24 protein-coding genes are annotated in these 22,708 nt (G+C 71.1%); 13 read left to right on the top strand and 11 right to left on the bottom strand.

Going from position 1 to position 22,708, the window contains the following annotated elements:
• Positions 1-2: 2 nt before the first annotated feature.
• Together ACFWYW_RS20075 and ACFWYW_RS20070 are read right to left on the bottom strand one after the other, a co-directional pair.
• Positions 3-641 carry a hypothetical protein gene (locus ACFWYW_RS20075; protein ID WP_379622764.1) on the bottom strand — a complete coding sequence of 213 codons (639 nt, stop codon included), beginning with the start codon at positions 639-641 and terminating at the stop codon, positions 3-5.
• Positions 638-1,300 carry a hypothetical protein gene (locus ACFWYW_RS20070; RefSeq protein ID WP_379622762.1) on the bottom strand — a complete coding sequence of 221 codons (663 nt, stop codon included), beginning with the start codon at positions 1,298-1,300 and terminating at the stop codon, positions 638-640. The genes ACFWYW_RS20075 and ACFWYW_RS20070 overlap by 4 nt, the downstream gene beginning before the upstream one ends.
• Before the next feature lie 170 nt (positions 1,301-1,470).
• Between ACFWYW_RS20070 and ACFWYW_RS20065 the strand changes: the two genes are divergently transcribed.
• From ACFWYW_RS20065 to ACFWYW_RS20045, 5 genes are all read left to right on the top strand, one after another.
• The gene (locus tag ACFWYW_RS20065; RefSeq protein WP_379622760.1) at positions 1,471-3,420 is read left to right on the top strand and encodes a hypothetical protein; all 1,950 of its coding nucleotides are present in this window, start codon (positions 1,471-1,473) and stop codon (positions 3,418-3,420) included.
• Positions 3,421-3,589: 169 nt separating this feature from the next.
• Positions 3,590-6,424, top strand: a complete 2,835-nt coding sequence (locus tag ACFWYW_RS20060) for an ATP-binding protein (RefSeq protein WP_379622758.1) — start codon at positions 3,590-3,592, stop codon at positions 6,422-6,424.
• A gap of 10 nt (positions 6,425-6,434) precedes the next feature.
• Positions 6,435-7,028, top strand: coding sequence for a thermonuclease family protein (locus ACFWYW_RS20055; protein ID WP_379622756.1), 594 nt, complete (start codon positions 6,435-6,437; stop codon positions 7,026-7,028).
• 15 nt (positions 7,029-7,043) lie between these two features.
• Positions 7,044-8,273, top strand: coding sequence for a MurT ligase domain-containing protein (locus ACFWYW_RS20050; RefSeq protein ID WP_379622753.1), 1,230 nt, complete (start codon positions 7,044-7,046; stop codon positions 8,271-8,273).
• Positions 8,263-8,976 carry a type 1 glutamine amidotransferase gene (locus tag ACFWYW_RS20045; protein WP_379622751.1) on the top strand — a complete coding sequence of 238 codons (714 nt, stop codon included), beginning with the start codon at positions 8,263-8,265 and terminating at the stop codon, positions 8,974-8,976. The genes ACFWYW_RS20050 and ACFWYW_RS20045 overlap by 11 nt, the downstream gene beginning before the upstream one ends.
• Before the next feature lie 32 nt (positions 8,977-9,008).
• On the opposite strand, the gene ACFWYW_RS20040 is transcribed toward ACFWYW_RS20045, so the two are convergent.
• On the bottom strand, positions 9,009-9,371 hold the full coding sequence (locus tag ACFWYW_RS20040; protein WP_379622749.1) for a DsrE family protein: 363 nt from the start codon (positions 9,369-9,371) through the stop codon (positions 9,009-9,011).
• Between the two features lie 89 nt (positions 9,372-9,460).
• On the opposite strand from ACFWYW_RS20040, the gene ACFWYW_RS20035 reads away from it, so the two are divergent.
• The 4 genes from ACFWYW_RS20035 to ACFWYW_RS20020 all read left to right on the top strand — a co-directional run bounded on the left by ACFWYW_RS20035 (position 9,461) and on the right by ACFWYW_RS20020 (position 11,898).
• Positions 9,461-9,949, top strand: coding sequence for an FABP family protein (locus ACFWYW_RS20035; protein WP_379622747.1), 489 nt, complete (start codon positions 9,461-9,463; stop codon positions 9,947-9,949).
• Between the two features lie 6 nt (positions 9,950-9,955).
• Positions 9,956-10,252: a DUF2470 domain-containing protein gene (locus tag ACFWYW_RS20030; protein ID WP_379622745.1), complete on the top strand. Its 297-nt coding sequence runs from the start codon at positions 9,956-9,958 to the stop codon at positions 10,250-10,252.
• Between the two features lie 283 nt (positions 10,253-10,535).
• Complete coding sequence (locus ACFWYW_RS20025; protein WP_184958251.1) at positions 10,536-10,949, top strand: Fur family transcriptional regulator; 414 nt, start codon at positions 10,536-10,538, stop codon at positions 10,947-10,949.
• 10 nt (positions 10,950-10,959) lie between these two features.
• On the top strand, positions 10,960-11,898 hold the full coding sequence (locus tag ACFWYW_RS20020; protein WP_379622742.1) for a YgfZ/GcvT domain-containing protein: 939 nt from the start codon (positions 10,960-10,962) through the stop codon (positions 11,896-11,898).
• A 26-nt stretch (positions 11,899-11,924) separates the two neighbouring features.
• Here the strand turns inward: ACFWYW_RS20020 and ACFWYW_RS20015 are convergent, their stop codons facing one another.
• Positions 11,925-12,341 carry a hypothetical protein gene (locus ACFWYW_RS20015; protein ID WP_379622739.1) on the bottom strand — a complete coding sequence of 139 codons (417 nt, stop codon included), beginning with the start codon at positions 12,339-12,341 and terminating at the stop codon, positions 11,925-11,927.
• 76 nt (positions 12,342-12,417) lie between these two features.
• Positions 12,418-12,843 (bottom strand): D-aminoacyl-tRNA deacylase, encoded by a 426-nt coding sequence (dtd, locus tag ACFWYW_RS20010; protein ID WP_379622736.1) that lies wholly within the window; start codon positions 12,841-12,843, stop codon positions 12,418-12,420.
• 50 nt (positions 12,844-12,893) lie between these two features.
• Here dtd and ACFWYW_RS20005 point away from each other — a divergent pair, with 50 nt between their 5' ends.
• Complete coding sequence (locus tag ACFWYW_RS20005) at positions 12,894-13,805, top strand: asparaginase (protein WP_379622734.1); 912 nt, start codon at positions 12,894-12,896, stop codon at positions 13,803-13,805.
• Positions 13,806-13,814: 9 nt separating this feature from the next.
• Here the strand turns inward: ACFWYW_RS20005 and ACFWYW_RS20000 are convergent, their stop codons facing one another.
• On the bottom strand, positions 13,815-14,396 hold the full coding sequence (locus ACFWYW_RS20000) for an ankyrin repeat domain-containing protein (RefSeq protein ID WP_379622732.1): 582 nt from the start codon (positions 14,394-14,396) through the stop codon (positions 13,815-13,817).
• Between the two features lie 207 nt (positions 14,397-14,603).
• Entirely contained in the window at positions 14,604-15,110 is a 507-nt protein-coding gene (locus tag ACFWYW_RS19995) for a heme-binding protein (protein ID WP_379622730.1), read from the bottom strand.
• A 178-nt stretch (positions 15,111-15,288) separates the two neighbouring features.
• Between ACFWYW_RS19995 and ACFWYW_RS19990 the strand changes: the two genes are divergently transcribed.
• Both ACFWYW_RS19990 and ACFWYW_RS19985 read left to right on the top strand, forming a co-directional pair.
• Positions 15,289-16,329, top strand: a complete 1,041-nt coding sequence (locus ACFWYW_RS19990; RefSeq protein WP_379622727.1) for a sensor histidine kinase — start codon at positions 15,289-15,291, stop codon at positions 16,327-16,329.
• Positions 16,326-16,946, top strand: coding sequence for a response regulator (locus tag ACFWYW_RS19985; protein ID WP_379622724.1), 621 nt, complete (start codon positions 16,326-16,328; stop codon positions 16,944-16,946). Before ACFWYW_RS19990 ends, ACFWYW_RS19985 begins: the two co-directional genes overlap by 4 nt.
• On the opposite strand, the gene ACFWYW_RS19980 is transcribed toward ACFWYW_RS19985, so the two are convergent.
• From ACFWYW_RS19980 to ACFWYW_RS19970, 3 genes are read right to left on the bottom strand one after another with little or no spacing between them, the layout of a single operon-like run.
• Positions 16,941-18,035, bottom strand: a complete 1,095-nt coding sequence (locus ACFWYW_RS19980; RefSeq protein ID WP_379622722.1) for a serine hydrolase domain-containing protein — start codon at positions 18,033-18,035, stop codon at positions 16,941-16,943. The genes ACFWYW_RS19985 and ACFWYW_RS19980 overlap by 6 nt on opposite strands.
• Positions 18,028-18,972, bottom strand: coding sequence for an RNA polymerase subunit sigma-70 (locus ACFWYW_RS19975; protein WP_379622720.1), 945 nt, complete (start codon positions 18,970-18,972; stop codon positions 18,028-18,030). Before ACFWYW_RS19975 ends, ACFWYW_RS19980 begins: the two co-directional genes overlap by 8 nt.
• The gene (locus ACFWYW_RS19970; RefSeq protein ID WP_379622718.1) at positions 18,969-20,579 is read right to left on the bottom strand and encodes a DUF2207 domain-containing protein; all 1,611 of its coding nucleotides are present in this window, start codon (positions 20,577-20,579) and stop codon (positions 18,969-18,971) included. The genes ACFWYW_RS19975 and ACFWYW_RS19970 overlap by 4 nt, the downstream gene beginning before the upstream one ends.
• 60 nt (positions 20,580-20,639) lie before the next feature.
• Here ACFWYW_RS19970 and ligD point away from each other — a divergent pair, with 60 nt between their 5' ends.
• Positions 20,640-21,545 (top strand): non-homologous end-joining DNA ligase, encoded by a 906-nt coding sequence (gene ligD, locus ACFWYW_RS19965; protein WP_379622716.1) that lies wholly within the window; start codon positions 20,640-20,642, stop codon positions 21,543-21,545.
• On the opposite strand, the gene ACFWYW_RS19960 is transcribed toward ligD, so the two are convergent.
• Positions 21,535-22,614 (bottom strand): FAD-dependent monooxygenase, encoded by a 1,080-nt coding sequence (locus ACFWYW_RS19960; protein ID WP_379622714.1) that lies wholly within the window; start codon positions 22,612-22,614, stop codon positions 21,535-21,537. The two genes, ligD and ACFWYW_RS19960, sit on opposite strands and share 11 nt — an antisense overlap.
• Between the last annotated feature and the right edge of the window lie 94 nt (positions 22,615-22,708).

The raw sequence follows: 22,708 nt of genomic DNA, 5'->3' as shown, positions 1-22,708 counted from the left end.
GTCTACTTCTTCTCGCCCAGCGTGTACACGTCCTGAGGGGCGGTGGCGAGCTGCTTGGCCGCCGCCTCGTCGATGCCCAGGTCGATCTCCGCCGCCGGCAGCATCGGCTCGCCGTAGAAGGCGCTCGTGGGCGCGACGAACGAGGCCTGGGCGCCGGCCAGCGCGTCGGCGGGCACGTCGAACACGAACACGCCCGAGGCCCACCAGCCCGGCTGGCTCCACACGTTCGCCAGCGTCTTGCTCCTGTCGACCTTGTCGGTGGTGTCGAAGCGCCGGCCGTTCTCGGCGACCAGGACGGGCGGCCGGATCTTCGTGGGCTCCCGCGGTACGGTCGCGGAGGTCTCGATCACCAGGAAGACGTTGCCCGTGACGGCGGTCTTGTCCCCGGCGCGGATGGTCTTGGCCGTCTTCACCCCGTCCACGCGGATGGTGAACCGTCCGGTGGCGACCTCCTCGCCCTTGTCTCCCGTGCTCGCGAGCGGCATCGACATGTCGTCGGCGCTCAGGCCCAGGGTCTGGAGTCCCACGGCGGCCGCGGCCAGCGCGAGGCCCACGACGGCGCCGAGAACCTTGGAACCGCCCCCGCGGGCGGGCGCGCGGCGCCTGCGCGGCGCCGCCGGCCGCTGGTCGGTCGCGGTCACTGCGCCGCCTCCTGCTTCACCGGGGCCTTGATGGTGTAGAGCACTTCCACGGCGCGCTTCCGGGTGAAGGGATCTTCCTTGTCGACGGGCATCCACATCGTCGTGCCGGAGATGGGGTTCTTGCTCTCCTCCAGCTTGGACAGGCTCAGGGCCACCTCGGGCGGCGCTTGGGCCGCCTTCTCCAGCTCGTAACGGACGGTCACGTTCGACGGGACCCCGGGATGCAACTGGGAGCTCTTGCCGTCCTCGCCCGAGGGGATGAAGGCCTGCGCGCCCCACTTCGACTTGATCTCCGGCGCCATCTTGATCAGCGTCCCGGCGAAGCCGCTGCCGGCGCCGGTGGCGCTGGAGCCCGCACCGGTCGTGATCGTCGTGTCGCTCTTGTTCGTGACCTTGAAGAGGATGTCGAGATACCGCCGGTCCTCCGCGAACTCGCCGGGGCCCCGCTGGACGGTGATCTTGGCTTCCACGAACTCGGTCTCGTACAGGCCCTGGTCGATCTTCTGGCCGGCGGCCATCTGGGGCGGCGGCTTGTCCGGCGCGGTGTTCAGACCGCCAAGGAGGGCGGTGATGCCGAGGGTGGTGAGGATGACCAAGCCGATCGCGGGCACCACAACCGGGCGTTTGGGGGTGCTTGGTGCGCCGGAGGGTTCCGTCATGGGTAAGGATGGTAATAGGTCGCGCTTGTACCATCTGCCGCAATGGTCCCATCCCTGTGATGGATTTGGCGGGAACCCTGCCCGAATAGGGGTTCTAGCTCTTACGCTGTCACGAGCGGCCGACGACGAGGTCGCCGCGGGACAAGGACATATCGCAGCCGGAGGGTCACGTGACGGACGTGCATCCCGAGCATGCGCAGCTCCAGGCCGACCGGATCTACCTGGGCTGGCAGTACGTCCTGCTGCACCCCGACCCCGGCCCGCCGCCGAAGCGGCCCTCGCCCATCGGTGACACCGGCGATCCCGCCGACGCCGGAGAGCAGGCCCGGGTCGACACCGAGCTGCTGCGGCGCGAGAAGCTCCAGGAGGATCTGCTCAACCGGCCGGTCCGGATCTTCCGCATCTTCATGATCTTTCTCACGTTGCTCATCTTCGCCCTCGCCCTGCTGGGCTACCTCGACTGGTCGTTCGCGCTGATCGGGTTCGTGGCCGCGGGCGGCGTCGCGGGAATCTGCAGCTACGCGCTGCTGCAGGGCGACCGGGCGGTGCGCTACCGGGTCCTGGAGCAGCAGGCGCGCGACGACCGGGTGCGTCAGGAACGTGACAAGGAGTTGTTCCGCGCCCAGGAGGAGCACGCCCAGCGCTACCGCGAGTGGCAGGAGGTCAAGGACCGCCACGACCGGCAGGTCAACTGGTACGCGGTAGCCGTACCGGATGAGATCGACCGCATCGACGTGGCCGGCGGGACGCTGCCAGGATGGTCGGCGCTGATCACGCTGATCGGCGCGACCCGGCTCTACAGCGGCGGGCACCTGACCGTGCTCGACCTGTCCGAGGGCGCCATCGCCAAGGACCTCATCGAGCTGGCCAGGCGCGGCGGCGACGACCCGCTCGTCTGGGTGCTGCCCGTCGACCTGCCCCGGCTGGACCTGGGGGCGACGCTCAAGCCGGAGGCGTTCGCCGACGTGCTGGCCCATGTCGTCAGCGTCAGCGAGGAGCACCGCACCACCCGAGACCTCAGCTTCGACAACGCCATCCTGGAGCGCGTGCTGGAGGTCCTGGGCGAGGACGCCACGATCAGGCAGGTCACCGCGGCCCTGCGGGCGCTGGCCCAGGTGGGCGACCCGCGCGACGACCTGAGGTTCGGGCTGATCACCGCGACGCAGCTGGAGCGCATCGGAACGTTGTTCGGGCGCGGCGTCAGCGACCGCGTGGTGATCGAGCGCGCGTGGGCGCTGGAGTCACAGTTGCGCAAGCTCGAAACCCTGGGCACCCAGGCCGTACGGCTCCCGCCCGCGCGCCTGCGCGTGGTCAGCATGGACCGCCAGGCGGGCGTGTTCGGCAACCGGGTGCTCGGCACGTACGTGGCCACGGCGCTGACCCACATCCTGCGCCAGTCGCCCGCCTCCGAGCGGCCCTGGTACCACACGATCATCGTCGCGGGCGCGGACAAGCTCCGCGGCGACGTGCTCGACCGGCTCATGGACGCCTGCGAGACCTCCCGCACCGGCCTCGTGCTGACCTACCGCTCGCTGACCCCCACGGTCAGGGAACGGCTGGGGCGCGGGCACGCGGCGGTGGCGTTCATGCGGCTGGGCAACGCCGAGGACGCGCGGGTGGCCAGCGAGCACGTCGGCACAGAGCACCGGCTGGAGCTGGCCCAGCTCACCGAGACGATCAGCGCCTCGGTGCCGGGGCTCGACGGCGGCTACACCTCGACGATCTCCCAGGTGGAGGAGTCGACGGAGGAGCGGGGCGACAACCGTACCGACCTGGCAGGGGACATCACCGAGTCGACCGAGTGGGGCAGGACGGCGACCAAGATCGGGGAGAAGGAGCGGGTGCTGCAGCGCTCGCGGGAGTTCCTGGTCGAGCCGCACCAGTTGCAGCAACTGCCCACGACGTCCGTGATCGTCACCGACGCCACCGCCGAGGGCCGCCGGGTCCGCCTGGCCGACGCCAATCCCGCGATACTGACCTTCCCCAAGACCACGCTTGGCGAGCTGGAGGACGTTCGCGACGCCGTACTGGCGCAGAACGGCAACGAGAACCCCGGCGAGGAGCCACCCCCGAACCTCGGCCCGCCCCCGCCGCGTCTGGACTGGCGCAAGGAGAGGTAAGGACCTCCCCAATGACCGGTCCACACGCCGAATGGAGGCGGACTTTACTAAGAACCATCTGTGGGGGGATGAGATGCAGCTAAGCGGACCCTGGTACAGAATCCAGTCGATCGCCGCACCCTCGCGAAGTTCATCGGCGGAGTGGGACTTCGTCTCCATCCTGCCGGCCGTGCTCTCGGCGGCCCAGCGGCAGCGGCCGTTCGTCATCGGCTGGCTCTCGCGCGGCTCCGGCGCGCCGCTGGAGCTGATCACCAACGCCGGGCCGCTGTCGCCGCCCCGGCAGCCGCGCCGCGCGCCGGGGCCCGAGGGCGCGCGCGGTCCTCAGCCGTTGCTGTTCCCGGGCGGGGCCAGGGGCGTGCAACTGGGCGAGGAGTGCCTGGCCGACCTGGCCGACCTGGTGTGGATGCCCTGCCCGGGACGCCAGGCGCCGCCGCTGAACGCGCGCAGGGAGTACGACCCCGACGAGCTGAAGCGGCCCACGTTGTTCGAGTCGACGCTGGTCACGCTCATGTCGCGGCCGTTCGCCTGGCTGCTGGTGGCCGAGCCGACCGACATGCTCGACGCCGAGGTCGCCCACCTGCGCACCCAGCTCAACGTCCTGCGGCAGTACGGCGACGCCTCCGAGCGCTCAAGGTTCGACGCCGAGCGCGCCGAGCGCCGCATGCAGGAGCTCGACGCCTTCCGCGAGGCCGGGCTGTGGAACGTCAGGGCGCTGGCCGGCGCCGCCACCGCCGACGAGCTGCGCCAGCTCGCGCCCGTCCTGGTCGGCTCGGTCGAGATCGGCCACCACCCCTACCGGCTGCGCAGCGCCGCGGGCGCCGTCTACGCGCTGCCCGAGGCGCTGAGCCTGAACCTCCAGGACCCGGGCGACGGCGCCGCCGCGCCGTTCGCGGCCACCGCGGGCGCGCTGGCGGCCCTCGCCGGGCTGCCCAGGCGGGAGGTGCCCGGCCTGCGCGTGCTGGACGCCGGATTCTTCGACGTCACCTCGGAGGCCTCCGAGGCGGGCGAGCTCGACCTGGGCGAGATCCTCGACGGCCAGGACCGCGGCGTGGGCGCCTTCCGGGTGCCGCTGGCCACGCTCAACCGCCACGCCTTCGTCACCGGCGCGACCGGCTCCGGCAAGTCGCAGACCGTCCGGCACCTGCTCGAACAGCTCAGCGCCGCCAGAATCCCCTGGCTGGCCATCGAGCCGGCCAAGTCGGAGTACCAGGCCATGGCCGGGCGGATCGGCACCCCGGTCACCGTGATCAACCCGTCGGCGCCGGACGGCGTGCCGTTCAGCGTGAACCCGCTGGAGCCCGAGCCCGGTTACCCGGTGCAGGCGCACATCGACATGATCCGGGCGTTGTTCATGGCCGCCTTCGACGCCGAGGAGCCGTTCCCGCAGATCATGTCGCTGGCGTTGCAGCGGGTCTACGAGGCGACCGGCTGGGACGTCGTCACCGGCGGCGCGGTGCCCGGCTCGAAGGTGCCGCCCAGCGTGCCGACGCTGGAGCAGCTCCAGCAGCACGCCATGGACGTGATCCGGGAGATCGGCTACGGCCGCGAGGTCCAGGCCGACGTCGAGGGCTTCATCTCCCTGCGGCTGCGCTCGCTGCGCGTCGGCTCGGCCGGGCGCTTCTTCGAGGGCGGCCACCCGGCCGACATCGGCGGGCTGCTCGAACGCAACGTCGTCCTGGCCATCGAGGACGTCGCCAACGACGAGGACAAAGCCTTCCTCATGGGCACGCTGATCATCCGGATCGTGGAGCACCTGCGGATGCGCGCCCGCGGCGAGAAGTCCGGCGGGCTGCGGCACGTGATCGTGATCGAGGAAGCGCACCGGTTGCTGCGCGACCGCGGCGCGGGCCGCGCCTCCACCCACGCCGTCGAACTGCTCGCCGGAATGCTCGCCGAGATCCGCGCGTACGGCGAGGGCATCGTCGTGGCCGAGCAGATCCCGACCAAGCTCGTGTCCGACGTCGTCAAGAACACCGCGCTCAAGGTCGTGCACCGGCTGCCCGCCGAGGACGACAGGCAGCTCGTCGGCGCCGCCATGAACCTCAGCGACGAGCAGTCCCGCCAGGTCGTCTCGCTGCAGCCCGGCGCAGCGGCGGTGTTCGCCGACGGCATGGACCGGCCGCTGCGCATCATGGTGCCGCTCGGGGAGTCGCGGGAGAAGGTGCTGCCGGGACCGCCGCCGCCGATCCGGGGGCGGCGCTCGGCGGCCTGCGGGGCGGCGTGCCGTACCGGACAGGCGTGCACGCTCGTGGAGCTGCGTGAGGCTGACGTGCTCGCCGGCGCGCCCGAGTGGGCGTGGCTGCGTATCTGGTGCGACACCGTCGTGCTGGCCTTCGTCGGCAACCGGCCGCTGCCCGGGGTGCCGCGCGCGCTGGCCGGGGTCTGGGCCGAGGTTCCCGCCAGGCGGCGCGAGTGCCTGCTGGCCACGCTGGTCGAGCGGGCGGTCAGCAGGCGGGCGTGGGCGCTGCGGAGCTGGTTCGACCCGGCGCTGCTGGTGGAGAAGGCCGCGGAGACGGCGGCCAAGCTGCTGAACGCGGCCGAGGGCGGCGGCGAGCGGCCCGGCCCGTCGTGGGTGATCCCGCAGGTGCGGTGGCTGCACGAGGTGGACAGGCTCTTCCCGTTCGGACAGCCGGCTCCCGACCTGCGCGCTCCCGCGCCGGCGCTGGAGTACGCGCTGTTCGGCACCGGCGCCTCCACCGAACTGGTGCGCAGCGAGCTGCTCGGCCACCGGGCCAAGGCGCTGCGCCACCACCCGCTGTCGATGGAGATCGACCACAACCGGGCGCTGGCCTGGCGGGTCATCCTGGGCGACGACGAGAACGAGGCCGTGCAGCGCGACATCCTGACCGTCGCGATCGGGATCGAGGCCGCCGCGCGGCTGCGGCACGTCGGGCAGATGATGGGCGCGGGGTGGCTGGAGAGCGTGCTGTCGTGGCCGCGGCGGTTCGTGCTGCCGTTCGAGAACGGCGGCGCCCCCGAGATCACCTTCGCCGAGTCTGGGTAGGTCTGCCCGTGTGCGACTGACCGTGATTGGAATACTGCTGGTTGTAGCCGCCCTGGGCGCGGTGTACGTGCTGGCCGACACCTTCGTCAGGCCGCCCATCACCGGACTGATGCCCCCGAGCCCGCCGCCGGTCGAGAGCGCGCGGGTCGTGTGGGTGAACGACGGCGACACCATGGTGGTCGCGCCGGTCGACGGGGAGTACGCGGGGCATGAGCAGCGCGTCCGGCTGATCGGGATCGACGCGCCCGAGCTGCGGCCGTCGCCGGAGTGCTGGGCCAGGCAGTCGGCGGACGCGTTGCTGAAGCTGGCGCCTCGGGGGTCGATCGTCACCATGGCCTTCGATACGCAGAAATTCGATGACTACCGGAGGCAGCTGCGTTATGTGTGGAACGCCCGGGGGGTGCTGGTGAACGAGAGCCAGCTCGCCGCCGGGAACGCCTTCTTTCTTCGCGTGTGGCCGAATGTGGCGTACGAGAAGGTGTTCCGGCAGCGGGCGGACCAGGCGCGTACCGGCAAAAAGGGCTTGTGGGGCGGTTGTCCCGATCCCCGGCCGCCCGTCCATGGCGGGAATTCGGCGGTGACGCCGAGTACCGGCCAGCCTTGACTAGGATCCATAACCATGACCCAGCTTCCCCTGCGGGCTCAGCTCGCGAGTGCCCTGGGGCGCAGTGCCGCCACCCTGTCCAGGATGACCGGACGTGGCGACGGTTCGGTGATCGGCGGCCGCGTGGGCCTGATGCTGGAGCCCGACCTGCTGCGCCAGCTGGCGCGCGACCGCAGGCTGGCCCTCATCAGCGCCACCAACGGCAAGACCACCACCACCCGGCTGATCACCTCCGCGCTGCTGGAGATGGGCGAGGTGGCCACCAACGCCTACGGCGCCAACATGCCCGCCGGGCACGTCTCCGCGCTGTCGCAGCACAAGGACGCGCCCTACGGTGTGCTGGAGGTCGACGAGAAGTACCTGCCCGAGGTGCTCGACACCACCGGCGCCGGCGTCGTCTGCCTCATGAACCTCAGCCGCGACCAGATGGACCGCGCCGCCGAGATCTGGCTGCTGGCCCAGAAGTGGCGCCGGGCCCTGTCCGGCAAACCCACCCACGTCATCGCCAACTGCGACGACCCCCTCGTCACCTGGGGCGCCTCCACGGCCGCCAAGGTCACCTGGGTCTCCGGCGGCCAGCGCTGGAAGGAGGACAGCTGGTGCTGTCCCGAGTGCGGTGGTCCGCTGGATCGTAAAGATCGGCACTGGGCCTGCCGCGAGTGCACCTTCCACCGGCCCGAGCCGCAGTGGATCCTCGACGACGACGCCGTGATCGACCCGCGCGGCCAGCGCTGGGTGCTCGACATCCAGTTGCCCGGCTCCGCCAACCGCTCCAACGCCGCGATGGCCCTGGCCGTCGCCGAGGCGTTCGGCCTGCCGGTCGAGCGCGCCCTGCCGAGGCTGCGCGAGGTCACCTCCGTGGCCGGCCGCTACACCACCGTCGAGCGCGACGGCCGCCACGCCCGCCTGCTCCTGGCCAAGAACCCGGCCGGCTGGCTGGAGGCCTTCGACGTCGCCGACCCGGCGCTGCCGATCATCCTGTCGGTCAACGCCCAGGGCCCCGACGGCCGCGACACCTCCTGGCTCTGGGACGTCGACTACCGCATCCTGCGCGGGCGGCCGGTGTTCGTCACCGGTGAGCGCCGGCTCGACCTGGCGCTGCGGCTCGACGTCGCCGACGTACCGTTCGCGCTGGCCGACACGTTCGCCGAGGCCCTGGGCACGCAGCCGCCCGGCCGGGTCGACGTGATCGCCAACTACACCGCCTTCCAGCAGATCCGATCGGAGTTCGGCCGTGCCGTCTGACAGCACCCTGCGCATCGTCTGGATCTACCCCGACCTGCTCAGCACCTACGGCGACCAGGGCAACGCGCTGGTGCTGGAGCAGCGCGCCCGCCGCAGGGGCATCGACGCCGAGGTCGTCCACGTACGCTCGGCCGACCCGGTGCCGGAGACCGGCGACATCTACCTCATCGGCGGCGGCGAGGACCGCCCCCAGATCCTCGCCGCGGAACGGCTGCGCCGCGACGGCGGCCTCCACCGCGCCATCGCCAGGGGCGCGGCCATGCTGGCCGTCTGCGCCGGATACCAGATCATGGGATCCACCTTCGGCGGCGAGGAGGGCCAGCCGGTCGACGGCATCGGCCTCCTCGACATCAGCAGCACCCGCGGTCCGGCCCGCGCCGTGGGCGAACTCGTCGCCGAGGTCGACAGCGCGCTCAACCTGCCCACGTTGACCGGCTTCGAGAACCACATGGGCGTCACCCATCTCGGGCCGGGGGTCAAGCCGCTGTCCCAGGTCGTCACCGGCGTGGGCAACGGCAACGGCTTCGAAGGCTGCTACGCCGGCCACGTCGTCGGCACCTACCTGCACGGTCCCGCCCTCGCCCGCAACCCCGCTCTGGCCGACCTCCTGCTGACCTGGTCGGCCGGTGACCTCGCGCCGCTGGACGACCGCTGGTACGAGGCCCTGCGCACCGAACGCCTCTCCGCGGTCCTGCCCCGCTGACAGGCCCTGGCGATGGCGCTGGGGGTTGAAGGTCAGTAGACCAGGGCCTGGGCGCCTTCTGCCACGGCTTCCTCGACGAAGGCCGGGGCTCCGGCGATGCGTACGCCGTCGATGAGGTCGTCCACCGTGATCTCGCGGCGGGCCGCGCACTGGGTGCAGACCGTGACCCGGCCGGCGGCCAGGACCACGTCCAGGAGGTCGGTCAGGGGGGCGGCGTGGGGGAGGCTGAACTCCTTGGCCCTTCCCGGCAACCCGAACCAGGAGGCCTCGCCGGTCAGCCAGAGCGAGACCGGGACGCCGCTGGCCAGGGCGGCGGCGGCGACGGTGAAGGCCTGGTTGCACCGCTCGGGGGCGTCGGCCCCCGCGGTCACTTTGATCACCAGTGATCGTGCCATGCAGGCCACCCTACGCCTCCTCCACCTGACCTCAGAACCTCGCCCGGTACCCCGGGAACAGGGGGCGACGGAGAGTAATGTTGGGCGGCATGGAAACCCCTGAGGCGCACCCCGATCTTGAGCACATCTCCTTCCTCCTGGGCAGGTGGGAAGGCGCGGGCGTGGGCGGTTACCCCACGATCGAGAGCTTCAACTTCGGGCAGGAGATCGAGTTCGGGCACAACGGCAAGCCGTTCCTGGAGTACGTGAGCCGGACCTGGCTGCTCGACCAGGACGGGAACCGGGTGCGGCCCCTGGCCACGGAGTCGGGCTACTGGCGGGCACGGCCCGAGCGGCAGCTTGAGGTGGTGCTGGCGCATCCCACGGGCATCGTGGAGATCTACCTGGGCGAGGTCGTCTTCCACAAGATCGAGCTGCGCACCGATGTGGTGGCGCGGACGGAGTCGGCCAAGGAGTACACGGCGGGGCAGCGGATCTACGGGCTGGTCAACGGGAACCTCATGTGGGCCTACGACATGGCCGCCGTCGGACACCCGCTGACGTCCCATATGTCGGCGGAGCTGAAGAAGGTAGCTTGAGCGGATATGACTACCCCTTTCACCCCTGATGTCGTCGAGGCGATCAAGCGCCACATGAACGACGACCACACCGACGACGCGCTCATCATCGTGCGCGGGCTGGGCGGACGGCCCGAGGCCACCGAGGCGGTCACGAGTGACGTGACGGCGCAGGCGATCGAGTTCACGATCGACGGGGGCGAGAAGCTCAACGTGCCGTGGGGGGAGACGCTGACCGAGCGTCCCCAGGTGCGCAAGGCGGTGGTGATGCTCTACCGCGAGTCCTGCGAGAAGCTCGGGATCCCCTGGCGGACCGAGCACTAGGCGGGAAAGGCAGAAGGGCCCCGGGCAGGTTCCGCCCGCTTGAGCGGGCGGGCTGGATGGGCCATGGGTCGGGATGGACCTCCCGCCCCCCCAGCAGCCTCGGGGCCCCGGTGGTTGCCTCGAATTTCGCCGAAACGACGCGAGACAATGGAGTCCGCTTCGTTAGCGGACAACCACCTCGCTAGCCCAACTATGAATCACCATTGTTTGGACCACCTCCTTTCCGCGTGCAGACGACGCTATGCGAGGCCCCCGAACCCGGGCAAGCGATTATTCTCAGGGCATGACGGAGACGCAGTGGCACGAGGAACTCCGCGCCAAGGGCTACCGGGTGACGCCGCAGCGGCAACTGGTGCTGGAAGCGGTCAAGGACCTGGAGCACGCCACCCCGGAGGAGATCTGCGTCAAGGTCCGTGAGACCGCGCGGGGGGTGAACATCTCCACCGTCTACCGGACGCTGGAGTTGCTGGAAGAGCTGGGCATGGTCACCCACACCCATCTCGGCCATGGCGCGCCCACCTACCACCTGGCGGCCGACGCCGACCACGTGCACCTGGTCTGCCGTGGGTGCGGCGAGGTCGGGGAGGTGGGGCCCGAGATGGCGGAAGGCCTGGTCAAAGGGCTGGACGACCAGCTCGGGTTCGTCGCCGACGTCCATCACCTGACCGTCTTCGGGCTGTGCCGCAACTGCAGATAGCCTGGAGGGCATGCGTAGCCCTCTGCTCGATCTCCCCGGCGCGGTCGCGGCCGATGCCCCCGACGCCGACGTGGCGGCGCACTACGGCGACCTGTTCGCCGAGCAGCGCGCGCTGATCAAGGGAGAGGCGGTCGTCGACCGCAGCAATCGCGAGATCGTCCGCGTGTCCGGGGCAGACCGGCTGAAATGGCTCAACGATCTGACCTCCAACAAGCTCGACACCCTCAAGCCGGGGGAGTGGACCCAGACCCTCATCCTCGACCTGCAGGGCCGCGTCGAGCACCACCTCACGCTGGTCGACGACGGCGAGGCCGTTCTCGCGCACGTGGAGCCCGGCACCTCCGAGGCGCTGATCGACTACCTCGACAAGATGCGCTTCATGCTGCGCGTCGAGGTGTCCAGCGCCGACGACGAACTGGCCGTGATCTCCACCGCCGACGGCGACCGTTACATCCCGCGCGCCGAGCTCAACGCGGGCCTGGGCCGCATGGCCGGGATCTGGGCGTACGAGGCGCTGCGCATCGAGCGTCACCAGCCGCGCCTCGGGCTCGACACCGACCACAAGACCATTCCCCACGAGGTGGGCTGGATCGGCGAGGCCGTACACCTGACCAAGGGCTGCTACCGCGGGCAGGAGACGGTCGCGCGCGTGCACAACCTCGGCCACCCGCCCCGCCGCCTGGTCTTCCTGCACCTCGACGGCAGCGTCGACACGCTGCCGCCGCACGGCGCGCCGGTCATCTTCGAGAGCCAGGAGGTGGGCGCGGTCGGTTCGTCGGTCCGGCACCACGAGCTCGGGCCGATCGCGCTGGCCGTGGTCAAGCGGACGGTCCCGGTCGACGCCCCGCTGCTGGCGGGCGGCGTGGCCGCCACGCAGGAGATCATCGTCCCGCCGGACGCGGGCCGCAACGTCAGCATCGACCCGGCCATGCGCCGCCGCATCCGCTAATCCTGTTAGGTACGGCAGGGCCGGGCTCAGCCTTCGGCGCAGGTCACCTTCGCGGCGCAGCTGATCCCCCCGGCCGCGCCGGTGACCGTGATCCGGGTCGACTCGGGCACGGTCAGCACGTAGTCGGCCGCGCATCCGTCGTCGCACGAGTAGGCGATGCGCAGCCGCCGGGCGTCCTCCCAGGCTTCCTCGTGGTGGCGCGCGCCGGTCCAGCTGAGTTCCCGCTTGATGGCGACCCGCTGCCGTCCTCCGGCCACGACGGTGAGCCGGATGGGCCCGTCGGCCTCGATGGCCAGGTCGGTCCCCGGGAGCTCGTGGTAGCCGAACGTCGTCTCCGTCTGCGGCACGGGCGCCGGGCCGGGCTCGCGGTCGAAGGTTTGCACGGCCAGCGCGGCGACGAGGAGCGCGGCCCCGGCCGGCACTGCCCAGAGGATCTTTCGCATACCTGAACGATAGGAAGCGCCGCCCGTCCGGGGACATGGCGGAGGATGGCCGGTTATGGGTGGGGCCAGCCCCACCCTAGACGTCGATCACCAGGGTGATGGGGCCGTCGTTGACCAGGGAGACCTTCATGTCGGCGCCGAAGCGGCCGGTCTCGACGTGCGCGCCGAGCGCCCGCAGCCCGGACACCACGGCCTCCACGAGCGGCTCGGCCACCGGTCCCGGGGCGGCCGCCTGCCAGGTGGGGCGGCGGCCCTTCCTGGTGTCGGCATAAAGGGTGAACTGGCTGATGACCAGCAGCGGCGCGCCGATGTCCGAGCAGGACTTCTCGCCGTCGAGGACGCGCAGCCCCCAGAGTTTGGCGGCCAGCTTGCGCGCCTGCTCCGCCGTGTCCGTGTGGGTGACGCCCACGAGCACGAGCAGCCCCGGCTCGTCGATCGCGCCCACCGTCTGACCGTCCACGACCACCGAGGCCGTACTCACTCGCTGCACTACCGCCCGCATGGGAACTCATTCTCGCCGATCCGTAGACTCCTGCTGAAAGGGGGCGGGGAATGTCGCTCGTTGTCGAGGTTGTCCGGTCCGGGTTCGTGGAGTCCACGCATCTGGCGCGGGTGCTCACCGTGGACGCGGACGGGACGCCGGTCGACGCGCAGGGCGCGGTTCACGTGCCCGCCTCGCCGCGCTCGTCGATGAAGCCGCTCCAGGTACTGGGCATGCTCCGCAACGGGCTCTCGCTGGAGGGTGAGCTGCTCGCGCTGGCCTGCGCCTCGCACGCGGGCGAGCCGTACCATGTGGACGGGGTTCGCAAGATCTTGGCCGGGGCCGGGCTGGAGGAGTCGGCGCTGCTGTGTCCCGAGGACTATCCCGAGGACCGGACGGTCACCGACCGGAGCCGCGTGTACATGAACTGCTCGGGCAAGCACGCCGCCATGCTCGCGACCTGCGTGATCAACGACTGGCCGCTGGGCTCCTACCTGGAGCCCAGGCATCCGCTGCAACGGGCGGTCCGGGCGACGGTCGAGGAGCTGACCGGGGAGCGCGTGGCCGCCTCCGGGGTCGACGGGTGCGGGGCGCCGTTGTTCTTCGTGTCCATGCTGGGAGTGACCAGGGCGTTCCGTGCCCTGCCGCTCGGCGGGCCCGGCAGCCACGAGCGGCGGGTCTTCGACGCCATGCGCGCCTATCCGCAGTGGACGTCCGGCACGCACCGGGACGAGGCCAAGCTGATGCGGGCCGTACCGGGACTGATGCTGAAGTCGGGGGCGGAGGCGTTCGACGCGTTCGTCTTCGAGGACGGGCGGGCCGGCACCGTCAAGATCGAGGACGGCTCGTCGCGCGCCCGCACGCCCGTCACGGTCGCCGCCCTGCGCGGCCTCGGTCTGTCGGGCTCCGGCCTCGACGCCCTCGCCACGGGTGTCCTGTACGGCGGCGGCCGCCCCGTGGGCGAGATCCGTGTGCGCCCATAGGGCCGCGCGTCAGCCGCGCAGGATGTCGGCCACCTCCCGCTGGCCCTTCTTCACCGCGTGCCGCAAGGAGGTGACTCCGTCACGGTCGGCCAGCTCGCGATCGGCGCCCGCGGCCAGCAGCAGGCGGACGATCTCCTGGTATCTGGCCGAGCCGTCACCCAGGATCACCGCCTCCAGCAGGCCGGTCCAGCCGAGGTCGTTGACGTGGTTGACGTCGATGTCCGTCTTCAGCACCTCGCGGACATAGTCCACGTGACCGCGCTCGCACGCCGGGATCAGGGAGACGCCGCCGTAGCGGTTCCTGATCGTCAGGTCCGGGTTGGCGGGCAGCAGGACACGCAGCATCGCCACGCTGCCGGTCACACCGGTCACCAGCCATGGGGTGTCGTGCTGGGCGTCCAGCGCGTCCGGGTCGGCGCCGGCGGCCACCAGGATCTGCGCGACCTCCACGTGATCGGCGGCCGAGGCCAGCAGCAGAGCGGTACGCCGGCGGCCGTCACGGGCCTCGAGATCGGCCCCCTCGGTGACCGCCTCGCGCACGGCGGCGGCCTCACCTGCGGCGGCGGCGGTAAGTAGTGTCTCGTCAAGCACGTCTGATCCTTTCACGGCTGTCGGGGAGGTAACGCCCGGAGCGGTCGAAACCGCCCGGCTGCCACCTCCACCACAGGCCGCCGCAACGAGCCCTAGACCCGCGAGCAGCAGCCCGCGCCTGCCAACCCCACCCACGCCCCCATCCTCTCTCCCTTTCTCACCTTTTTGGACAGAACGGGATATATCCCGCTAAAGGGGTCGGTGGCATCAGCCCAGTCGGCCCTGGACGGCCTTGAGGCCGGCCTGGGCGATGGCCTCGTCGATGGCGCCGCTGGGCGCGCCGCCCACGCCGATCCCGGCGATCGGCGCGCCGCCCGAGGCGACCGGGACGCCGCCGGCCAGCAGCAGGGTGCCGGGGATGGCGGCCAGAGCCTGGTTCTTGGCCAGGGCGCTGGTCGGCTGGCCGAAGGACACCGCGGTGAACGCCTTGCGCTTGGCCGACTCCTCCGTCTGCGGCCCGGCCCCGTCGCCCTTGAGGATGAGGCGGGTGGCGCCCGAGCGGTCCACGATGGCCACGGTCACGCGCTGCTTCTGCTTGGCCGCCTCCTTCTGCACCGCGTCGGCGATCTTGAGGGCGGCGTCCGCCGACAGCACGTTGGTCTGGACGACCGCGGGCGCGTCCGGCGCGGCGGCCTGCGCGGCGGTGCTGGTGACGCCACCGGCGACGGCGAGGGCGGCGAGCGAGGCGGCGGCGAAGCGGGTGCGGAGCTTCATGGTGTTCCTCCAGGTCAGTGGTCGGTTCGACGAGTTCCAGACTGCCGGGGCGAACCGGCCACGCCATCGGGAGAGCGGTCGATGCGTGGGAGAGAATCGGTCGAGGGGCGGGTCAACCGATCGGTTGATGCGGGTGCCGAGGGCCCCGCCTACGCTCGCACCACGGCGAGGGGGTGAGATGGAGCGGATCTGGCTCAACCGGGCGATGCACGCCGGCTTCTTCCTGTTGCTGGCCGCCTCCGCCTCCCGCCTGGTCGTACGCCACGCGATGGACCTCACGACCATCGCGACCCTGGCCGACGCGGGCCTGCTGGCACTCGTGTACGCGGGCGGCGTCCTGCTGTGGGAGCGCCTGGGCCGCAGAGGCCGGCTGGTCTGGCTGGCGGTCGTACTCGGGTGCTGGCTGGTGCTGGTGGAACTGGCGCCGTCGTTCGCCTGGTGCGCGATTCCGCTGCTGTACCTGTGCCTGCGGCTGCTGTCGTTGCGGATGACGCTGGTCGCCGCGGCCGTGCTGACCGTCGCGGTGATCGTGGCGCAGATCAGCCTGTCCGACCGGTTCGACCCCAGCCTGGTGCTGGCGCCGATCGCCGTGGCGGCCATGACCATCGTGATCTTCTGGGAGCTGAGGAAGGCGGGAATCATGCAGGAGCGCGAGCGTCTCTCGCGGGAGATCCACGACACCCTCGCCCAGGGCCTGACCAGCCAGCGCATGCTGCTGCAGGCGGCCGAGCGGGTCTGGGAGTCCGACCCCGCGCAGGCCCGTTCCTACGTCAGGACGGCGATCGAGGCCGCGGGGGAGAATCTCGACGAGGCCCGCCGGTTCGTGCGTGACCTCGGGCCCGCGCCGCTGGCCGTACGGTCGCTGCCGGAGGCGCTGACGGCGCTGGGCGCGGAGTTCCGGCTGGAGGGCACGGAGTTCCCGCTGGCCGACGGGACGCAGGCCGTACTGCTGAGAGTGGCTCAGGGAGCGGTCGCGAACGCGCGCGAGCACGCCCGCGCGAACCGGGTGATCGTGACGCTCGCCTATCTCGACGACGAGGTGACGCTGGACGTGTACGACGACGGGGTGGGCTTCGACCAGACGATGGCCGTGACCCGCCCGGGACGCGGGTACGGCCTGCGGGCCATGCGCGACCGGGTCGCGGAGGTGGGCGGCACGCTGACGGTGGAGAGCGCGCCGGGGGAGGGCACGGCGGTGGCTGCGAGGATTCCGGTATGAAGCTGTTCCTGGTCGACGACCATCCGGTGGTCAGGGCGGGCATCGCGGCGCTGGTCGGCGGCGAGGCCGACATGGAGATCGTCGGCGAGGCGGAGAACGCCGACGACGCGCTCCGGCTGATCGCCCTGCGCCGGCCCGACGTGGTGCTCATGGACCTGCAACTCGGCGACGGCCCCGACGGCGTCGCCGCGACCAGGAAGGTGCGCGCGCTCGACGACGCGCCGCAGGTGCTGGTCCTGACGACCTACGAGACCGACGCCGACATCGTGCGCGCCATCGACGCGGGAGCCACCGGCTACGTGCTCAAGGCCTGCCCGCCGGACGAACTGTTCCAGGCGATCAGGGCCGCCGCCAGGGGCGAGACGGCACTCTCGCCCAGGGTGGCGACCCGCATGATGCGTCGCATGCGCGATCCGGGCCCGGCGCTGACCACCCGCGAGATCGAGATCCTGGAACTCCTGGCCCGCGGGGCGGGCAACAAGGAGATCGCCAAGGCCCTGTTCATCACCGAGGCGACGGTCAAGACCCACCTCAATCACGTGTACGGCAAGCTCGGCGTCGACACCAGGACCGGAGCCGTCAGCAAGGCCGTCGAGCTCGGCCACATCCGTCTATAGGATCACCTGCCCGATCCTGTCCACCGTCCCGAACGGGTCACCGGCGCCGATGCGGTTCTTGGTGATCCCGATCGAGAGCCCGGTGGCCTTGTCGGCGAAGGCCGCGGTGCCGCCGCTGCCGCCCATGCCGAAGTAGGTGGGGCGGTCGAGCACCTGGGTCAGCCCGACGGAGTACCCGAGCCCCCAGGTCGCCGGCATGCCGACGACCTCGTCGGTCCCGGTGGCCTGCACCGAGGTGGCCTCGGCCAGCCGCGCGGGCGGGATCAGGCCGTTGAGCAGGGCGTCGTACATGCGGGCCAGGCCCCTGGCGGTGGCTGTGGCGCCGGCGTCGCTGGTCAGGACGTCGGCCCGGTTGCTGAAGGCGGCGTCGGGCAGGGCCGCCATCGGCGCGGCGGTGTAGCCGTCCACGACGCGGAAGAACGGGATCTGCGCCGTCATCTCCGGCGTCAGCTCCATCGGCGGGCCCTCGGGGTCCTCGATGACGGCCAGACGCGGCAGTTCGGCGGCCGGCACGGCCAGGAAGAGCTCGCCGGCGACGCCCAGCGGCAGCGCGACCTCCTCGCGCAGGACCTGGGAGACGGTCTTGCCGGACGTCCGGCGGACGATCTCCCCCATGAGGTACATCCAGGACTGCGGGTGGTAGCCCATCGTGGTGCCCGGCTCCCACCAGGGCTTCTCGTCGGCGACGGCGGCGCACATCTTGTCCCAGTTCGCGATGTCCGCCGCCGTGGTGTCCACGGGCACGCCGGGCACGCCCGCCCGGTAGCTGAGGGCATGCCGTACGGTGGCCCGCTCCTTGCCATGGGCGGCGAACTCGGGCCAGTACTCCGCGATCGGCGTGTCGTAGGCCAGGAGGCCCTGCTCGGCCAGCAGGTGCACGACCGTGGCGATCATGCCCTTGCCGGTGGAGGTCACGTAGACCGGGGTGTCCGAGGTCATCGGGCGGCCGGTGGCGGGGTCGGCGAGACCGGCGACCGCGTCCACGACGAGCTCGCCCTCCCGGTACACGGCGACCTGAACCCCGCGCTCCACCCCGGTCTCCACGAGCTCGTCGATCGTGGCCTGAACGTTCTTCTGCAGATCAGTCATGCCCATAAGACGAGGCATCGCCGGAAAAGGAATCGAGCAGACCCATCTGCGGGAAAAATTCGTGGTCGAAGGTGGTGATCTCGCTGATCAGCGGCCCTTCCATGCGGAAGACGCCGAGCCAGGACGCGGAGAAGACCTCCTCGCCCGGCCGGCGCAGGTACGCGGCGATCGCGGGCTGGCGGTTGACCCGGGCGGGCAGCACACGCCAGTCGCCCCACGAGGCCTCGCCGGACATCTGCGGGCCCCACGAGGAGACGAACGCCTCGCGGCCGAGGATCCACCCCGGCGTGGGCGGCATGGTCTGCCAGACGTCCGATGCGAGCAGCGCGGGCAGGACCGAAGGATCGCCCTGTTCGAGCGCGTGAATGTAGGCGCGCACCACGGCCAGCTCGTCGGCGCTGCCCGAGCTCATGCGCTGGGCGGGCAGGTGCTCGCGCAGCACCGGCCGGGCACGCTGCAGGGCGCTCTTGACCGCGGTGACGGTCGTGTCGAGCGCCGCGGCGGTCTCCGGCGCCGACCAGCCGAGCACGTCGCGCAGGATGACGATGGCCCGCTGCTTGGCGGGCAGGTGCTGGATCGCCACGAGGAAGGCCAGCTCGATCGTCTCGCGCTCGATGACGGAGTCGAGGAGGTCGTCCGGGTAGGGGCTGATCCAGGACACGTGGGTGGAGACCGGCCACGCCATCCCCGCGTCGGCCGCCATGGGCATGTCGAGCGGCTCCGGCCGCCGGGGGTTGGCGCGCAGGAAGTCGAGGCAGGCGTTCGTGGCGATCTTGTACAGCCACGCCTTCAGGTTGTCCGGCGGCTCGTCCCGCTTGCGCCAGGCGCGCAGGAACGTCTCCTGGACCAGGTCCTCGGCCTCGTGGTAGGAGCCGAGCATCCGGTAGCAGTGAACGTGCAGCTCCCTGCGATGGCGCTCCAGCTCCTCGGCGTTCACAGCGAGCGCAGTTGCCGGGTGGCGGAGATCGCGCCGGACGTGGTGGTGGTGAAGGTACGCATCGACCCGGCGAACTTGGACAGGTCCCATTCGGCCGGCCCGTGGTACCAGTACAGGTTGTCGGCCTGGTGACCGTTGCCGGTGACCGAGGCCACCACCCGCGACCAATGCTCCACGCCATCAAAAATCACGGCGTAGGGCAAATATCGCGAAAAAAGCTCGACTCGGTGCTGCTCGGGGACATTTCCCAGCTCGCCGGAGAAGAGGTACTGCCGGAAGCTCAGCGTGTGCGCCAGCGCCGCCGACCCCTTGGCGGTCTTGGCCGGCATGAACTGCCCGCCCACCGCCAGCGCCGCCCCGGCGATGATCAGGGCCAGGCCCAGCAGCCCGTAGGTGGTGAACCAGGCCAGGCCCACCGTGGCCAGGATCCCGGCGCCGATGAGCACGAAGCCGATCGTGGTCCAGCGCGTCCGCTCGGTGTCGGGCCGCCGGGCGAACCACCCCTGCCGCACGACATCGGCGTACAACTCATCCCGCACTTTCCCGAGATTTTTCGCGAAAGATCCGGACAACTCCGACAGCAGGACGGCGTCCCGGCCCTCGAACACCGCGTCGTACAACGCCTTCTCGTACGGCAGCAAGCCCTCGACCGGCGCGTTCGGCAGCCTGACCAACGTCCAGTCCGGCGCGTCGTAGGCCTGCCTGGACTGCTCGTCGATCCGCAGGTACCCGCGCACCGCCAGGTCCACGATCGTCGCGGTCACGTCGACCACGTCGGCCTGCTCGTCCACGAGCGTGCCGATCTGACCGGGACGCACCCCGTCCGGCGGTGAGAAGTGCCCGTTCTGCACGGGGTCGACGGCGCTCTCCTGACCGGCGATCCGCGCGTCCCGCCCCCGCGTCCAGTACAGGAGCCCGATCCCGCCCAGCATCAGCACCAGCAGCGCGGCCAGGGCGCCACCGGTGATCCCGTTGAGCGTGAACGCGGCGGCCAGCGAGAAGCGACGCTCCAGGATGGGGGTGCCGGAGCTGGTGCCCTTGGGGTAGCCGACCACGACGGTGAGGGCCTCGCCGGGCGCGAGGTTCTCCTGCTCGAAGTCGGCCTGGGTGGCCCCGTGGTCCATGGAGGCGCTGGTGCAGCCGATGGCCGAGGTCAGCTCGCCGGCGAAGCACGACAGGTTCTGCACCATGCCGGCGCCGGTGACCTTCACCGTGGCCTTGGAGACCGGGACGTTCCAGCCGTTGACCGCGAACCAGCGCAGCTCCTCCACGCCGCCGGACGGCGTGACCGCGCCCTTCACCTCGTAGGTGACGGTGGCGGGCGCCTTGACGGTGAGCACGTCACCGGCGAGCTGGCCGCCCTTGACGTTGGCGATCTGGTAGACGCGGTCGTTGCCGTCGTCGTAGCGGGTCCTGGTGAGGAAGGTCCGCTTGACCTCGCCCGCGCCGCCGATCTTCTCGCTGACCCGGAGCACGCCGTCCTCGCGCAGTTCCAGGTTGACCTGGTCGGTGATCGGTGCGGCGGCCGCGCTCGCCCATGCGGGCGCCGCGGTCAGCGTCAGGGCGGTGGCGCCCAGCAAGGCCAGCGTCAGCCTGATTCCGGTCATGGCGGCAAATCGTATCGGTTCGCCCTATGTCTGGCAGGGGTATGCCTCTGACCAGGGGGAATGATGCTGATCAGGCCGATGCTGGCGGTCAGCGGGGAGCTGCCCATCGCCGCCCAGGAGGCGGCCTGGGCCGCCGAGTTCAAGTGGGACGGGGTACGCGCCGTCGCCTACCTGCTCGACGGCGAGGTACGCCTGCTCTCGCGCAACGACCGCGAGGTGACCGGCGCCTATCCGGAGCTCCGCGCGGACCTGGCCGGTGAGCGGAGCATGGTGCTCGACGGCGAGGTCGTCGCGCTCGACTCGTCGGGGGCGCCGGACTTCGGGCGGCTCCAGTCGCGCATGCACGTCCGGTCGCCGAGCCGGTCGTTGCTGGCCACGGTGCCGGTCATGTACCACGCGTTCGACGTGCTGCACCTGGACGGGCGTTCGACGTTGCGGCTGCCGTACGAGCGGCGGCGGGTGTTGCTGGAGGAGCTGGCCCTGGATCGGGGGCGGGTGCGGGTGCCGCCGTCGTTTCCCGGCAGCGCCCGCGTGGTCATGGGCGTGGCCCGCGAGCACGGCCTGGAGGGCGTCGTCTGCAAGCGGCTCGACTCGCCGTACCTGCCAGGGCGGCGCAGCGAGCTGTGGATCAAGGTCAAGAACACGCTGATGCTGGACGTGCTGGTCGGGGGCTGGAAACCGGGTGAGGGCCGCAGGTCGGGGATGATCGGGTCGTTGCTGGTGGGGGTGCCCTCGGCCGACGGCCTGCGGTACGTGGGTCACGTGGGCACCGGCTTCACCGAGCACATGCTGCGCGACCTCGCGGCGCGCATGGCGCCGCTGGCCCGGACGGCCTCGCCGTTCGCGGGGGCGGCCCCCGAGCCGGCCCACTGGGTGGAGCCCCAGCTGGCCGGCGAGGTGGAGTACGCCGGCTGGACCAGGGACGGCGTCCTGCGCCACCCCACGTGGCGGGGCCTCACAGAGTGATCGCGTCGGCCGCGCGCCGCACGCTCTCCTCGGGGGCGGGCCCGGCCGGGTTCTCCTTGGCCAGCGCCTGGTTGAGCGTGACGAACTCGCGCATCCGCTCCTGGTAGCGCCCGAACCCGTCGCCCGCCGTCATCTCCTCGGCCAGCACGTACGCGCCGACCATGGCCAGGCTCGTCCCCTGCCCCGACTTCACCGAGGCGCAGTAGGCGGCGTCACCCACGAGCGCGACCCTGCCCTTGTGCCATGCGGGCAGGTGGACCTGCGCCATCACGTCGAAGTAGAAGTCGCCGGCCGCCCACATCGCCTCCAGCAGCTTGGGCGCGATCCAGCGCAGCTCAGAGCAGGCCGCCGCGACCAGCCGCTTCTGCTGCCCGGTGTCGCGGTGGTCGTAGGCGATCGGCCCCGACTCGAAGCCCATGTTCACCACCAGTTCGCCGTCTCCGGCCGGGTAGAGACCGAACCCGGCCGCCCCCTCGCGGTGCCACACCTGCCAGCGGTCGAGCCCGAGGAAGTTCTCGGCGCGGAACAGCCCCAGGTACATGCCGAGATGCTCCACGAACTGCTCCTCCGGGCCGAAGAGGAGCCCGCGGGTGTTGGAGTGCAGCCCGTCCGCGCCGACCACCCTGTCGAAGGTGCGCGGCGCGTTCCTCTCGAATCTCACGTGTACGGCGGAGCCGTCGTCGTCGAGCGAGGCGATCGAGTCGCCCCACAGGATCTCCACGCCCTCGACGGCGCCCAGGAGCAGCCCCATCAGGTCCTCGCGCATGATCTCGATGTCCGGGCTGTCCAGGCGGCCGCCGCTGAAGGTCGACTCCTCCGAGCGCATGACCTCGTCGCCGTCGCCGTCCACGACGGACATGCCGAGCATCTCGGTCCTGAGCGCCTCGGCCGCCTCCAGGACGCCCATGCGTTCGGCGACGGTCAGCGCCGCGCCGCGGACGTCGATGGCCTGCCCGCCGCCGCGCGGCGCCGGGGCCCGCTCGACGAGGGTGACCCGGGCGCCGCGCTCGCGCAGCCAGTAGGCCAGGACCGTGCCGCCGACGCTGGCGCCGGAGATGAGGACGTTCACAATGGTTCTCCCGTTCAGTCGTTGACGCTGTACGCAAGCTGAATGTACACCGTACGCACAGTCCGTGCAACAGGCATTTCTGCTACCTTCTGTA

Source organism: Nonomuraea sp. NPDC059023 (assembly GCF_042740095.1).
Taxonomy (GTDB): domain Bacteria; phylum Actinomycetota; class Actinomycetes; order Streptosporangiales; family Streptosporangiaceae; genus Nonomuraea.
This window is presented reverse-complemented; position numbering and strand designations above follow the sequence as displayed.

What these genes read in the sequence shown, in the direction of transcription:
- ACFWYW_RS20070 (WP_379622762.1), bottom strand. Translation starts at nt 1,300, where the DNA reads ATGACGGAACCCTCCGGCGCACCAAGCACCCCCAAACGCCCGGTTGTG.
- ACFWYW_RS20050 (WP_379622753.1), top strand. Translation starts at nt 7,044, where the DNA reads ATGACCCAGCTTCCCCTGCGGGCTCAGCTCGCGAGTGCCCTGGGGCGC.
- ACFWYW_RS20040 (WP_379622749.1), bottom strand. Translation starts at nt 9,371, where the DNA reads ATGGCACGATCACTGGTGATCAAAGTGACCGCGGGGGCCGACGCCCCC.
- ACFWYW_RS20035 (WP_379622747.1), top strand. Translation starts at nt 9,461, where the DNA reads ATGGAAACCCCTGAGGCGCACCCCGATCTTGAGCACATCTCCTTCCTC.
- ACFWYW_RS20030 (WP_379622745.1), top strand. Translation starts at nt 9,956, where the DNA reads ATGACTACCCCTTTCACCCCTGATGTCGTCGAGGCGATCAAGCGCCAC.
- ACFWYW_RS20025 (WP_184958251.1), top strand. Translation starts at nt 10,536, where the DNA reads ATGACGGAGACGCAGTGGCACGAGGAACTCCGCGCCAAGGGCTACCGG.
- ACFWYW_RS20020 (WP_379622742.1), top strand. Translation starts at nt 10,960, where the DNA reads ATGCGTAGCCCTCTGCTCGATCTCCCCGGCGCGGTCGCGGCCGATGCC.
- ACFWYW_RS20015 (WP_379622739.1), bottom strand. Translation starts at nt 12,341, where the DNA reads ATGCGAAAGATCCTCTGGGCAGTGCCGGCCGGGGCCGCGCTCCTCGTC.
- dtd (WP_379622736.1), bottom strand. Translation starts at nt 12,843, where the DNA reads ATGCGGGCGGTAGTGCAGCGAGTGAGTACGGCCTCGGTGGTCGTGGAC.
- ACFWYW_RS20005 (WP_379622734.1), top strand. Translation starts at nt 12,894, where the DNA reads ATGTCGCTCGTTGTCGAGGTTGTCCGGTCCGGGTTCGTGGAGTCCACG.
- ACFWYW_RS19995 (WP_379622730.1), bottom strand. Translation starts at nt 15,110, where the DNA reads ATGAAGCTCCGCACCCGCTTCGCCGCCGCCTCGCTCGCCGCCCTCGCC.
- ACFWYW_RS19990 (WP_379622727.1), top strand. Translation starts at nt 15,289, where the DNA reads ATGGAGCGGATCTGGCTCAACCGGGCGATGCACGCCGGCTTCTTCCTG.
- ACFWYW_RS19985 (WP_379622724.1), top strand. Translation starts at nt 16,326, where the DNA reads ATGAAGCTGTTCCTGGTCGACGACCATCCGGTGGTCAGGGCGGGCATC.
- ACFWYW_RS19980 (WP_379622722.1), bottom strand. Translation starts at nt 18,035, where the DNA reads ATGACTGATCTGCAGAAGAACGTTCAGGCCACGATCGACGAGCTCGTG.
- ACFWYW_RS19970 (WP_379622718.1), bottom strand. Translation starts at nt 20,579, where the DNA reads ATGACCGGAATCAGGCTGACGCTGGCCTTGCTGGGCGCCACCGCCCTG.
- ligD (WP_379622716.1), top strand. Translation starts at nt 20,640, where the DNA reads ATGATGCTGATCAGGCCGATGCTGGCGGTCAGCGGGGAGCTGCCCATC.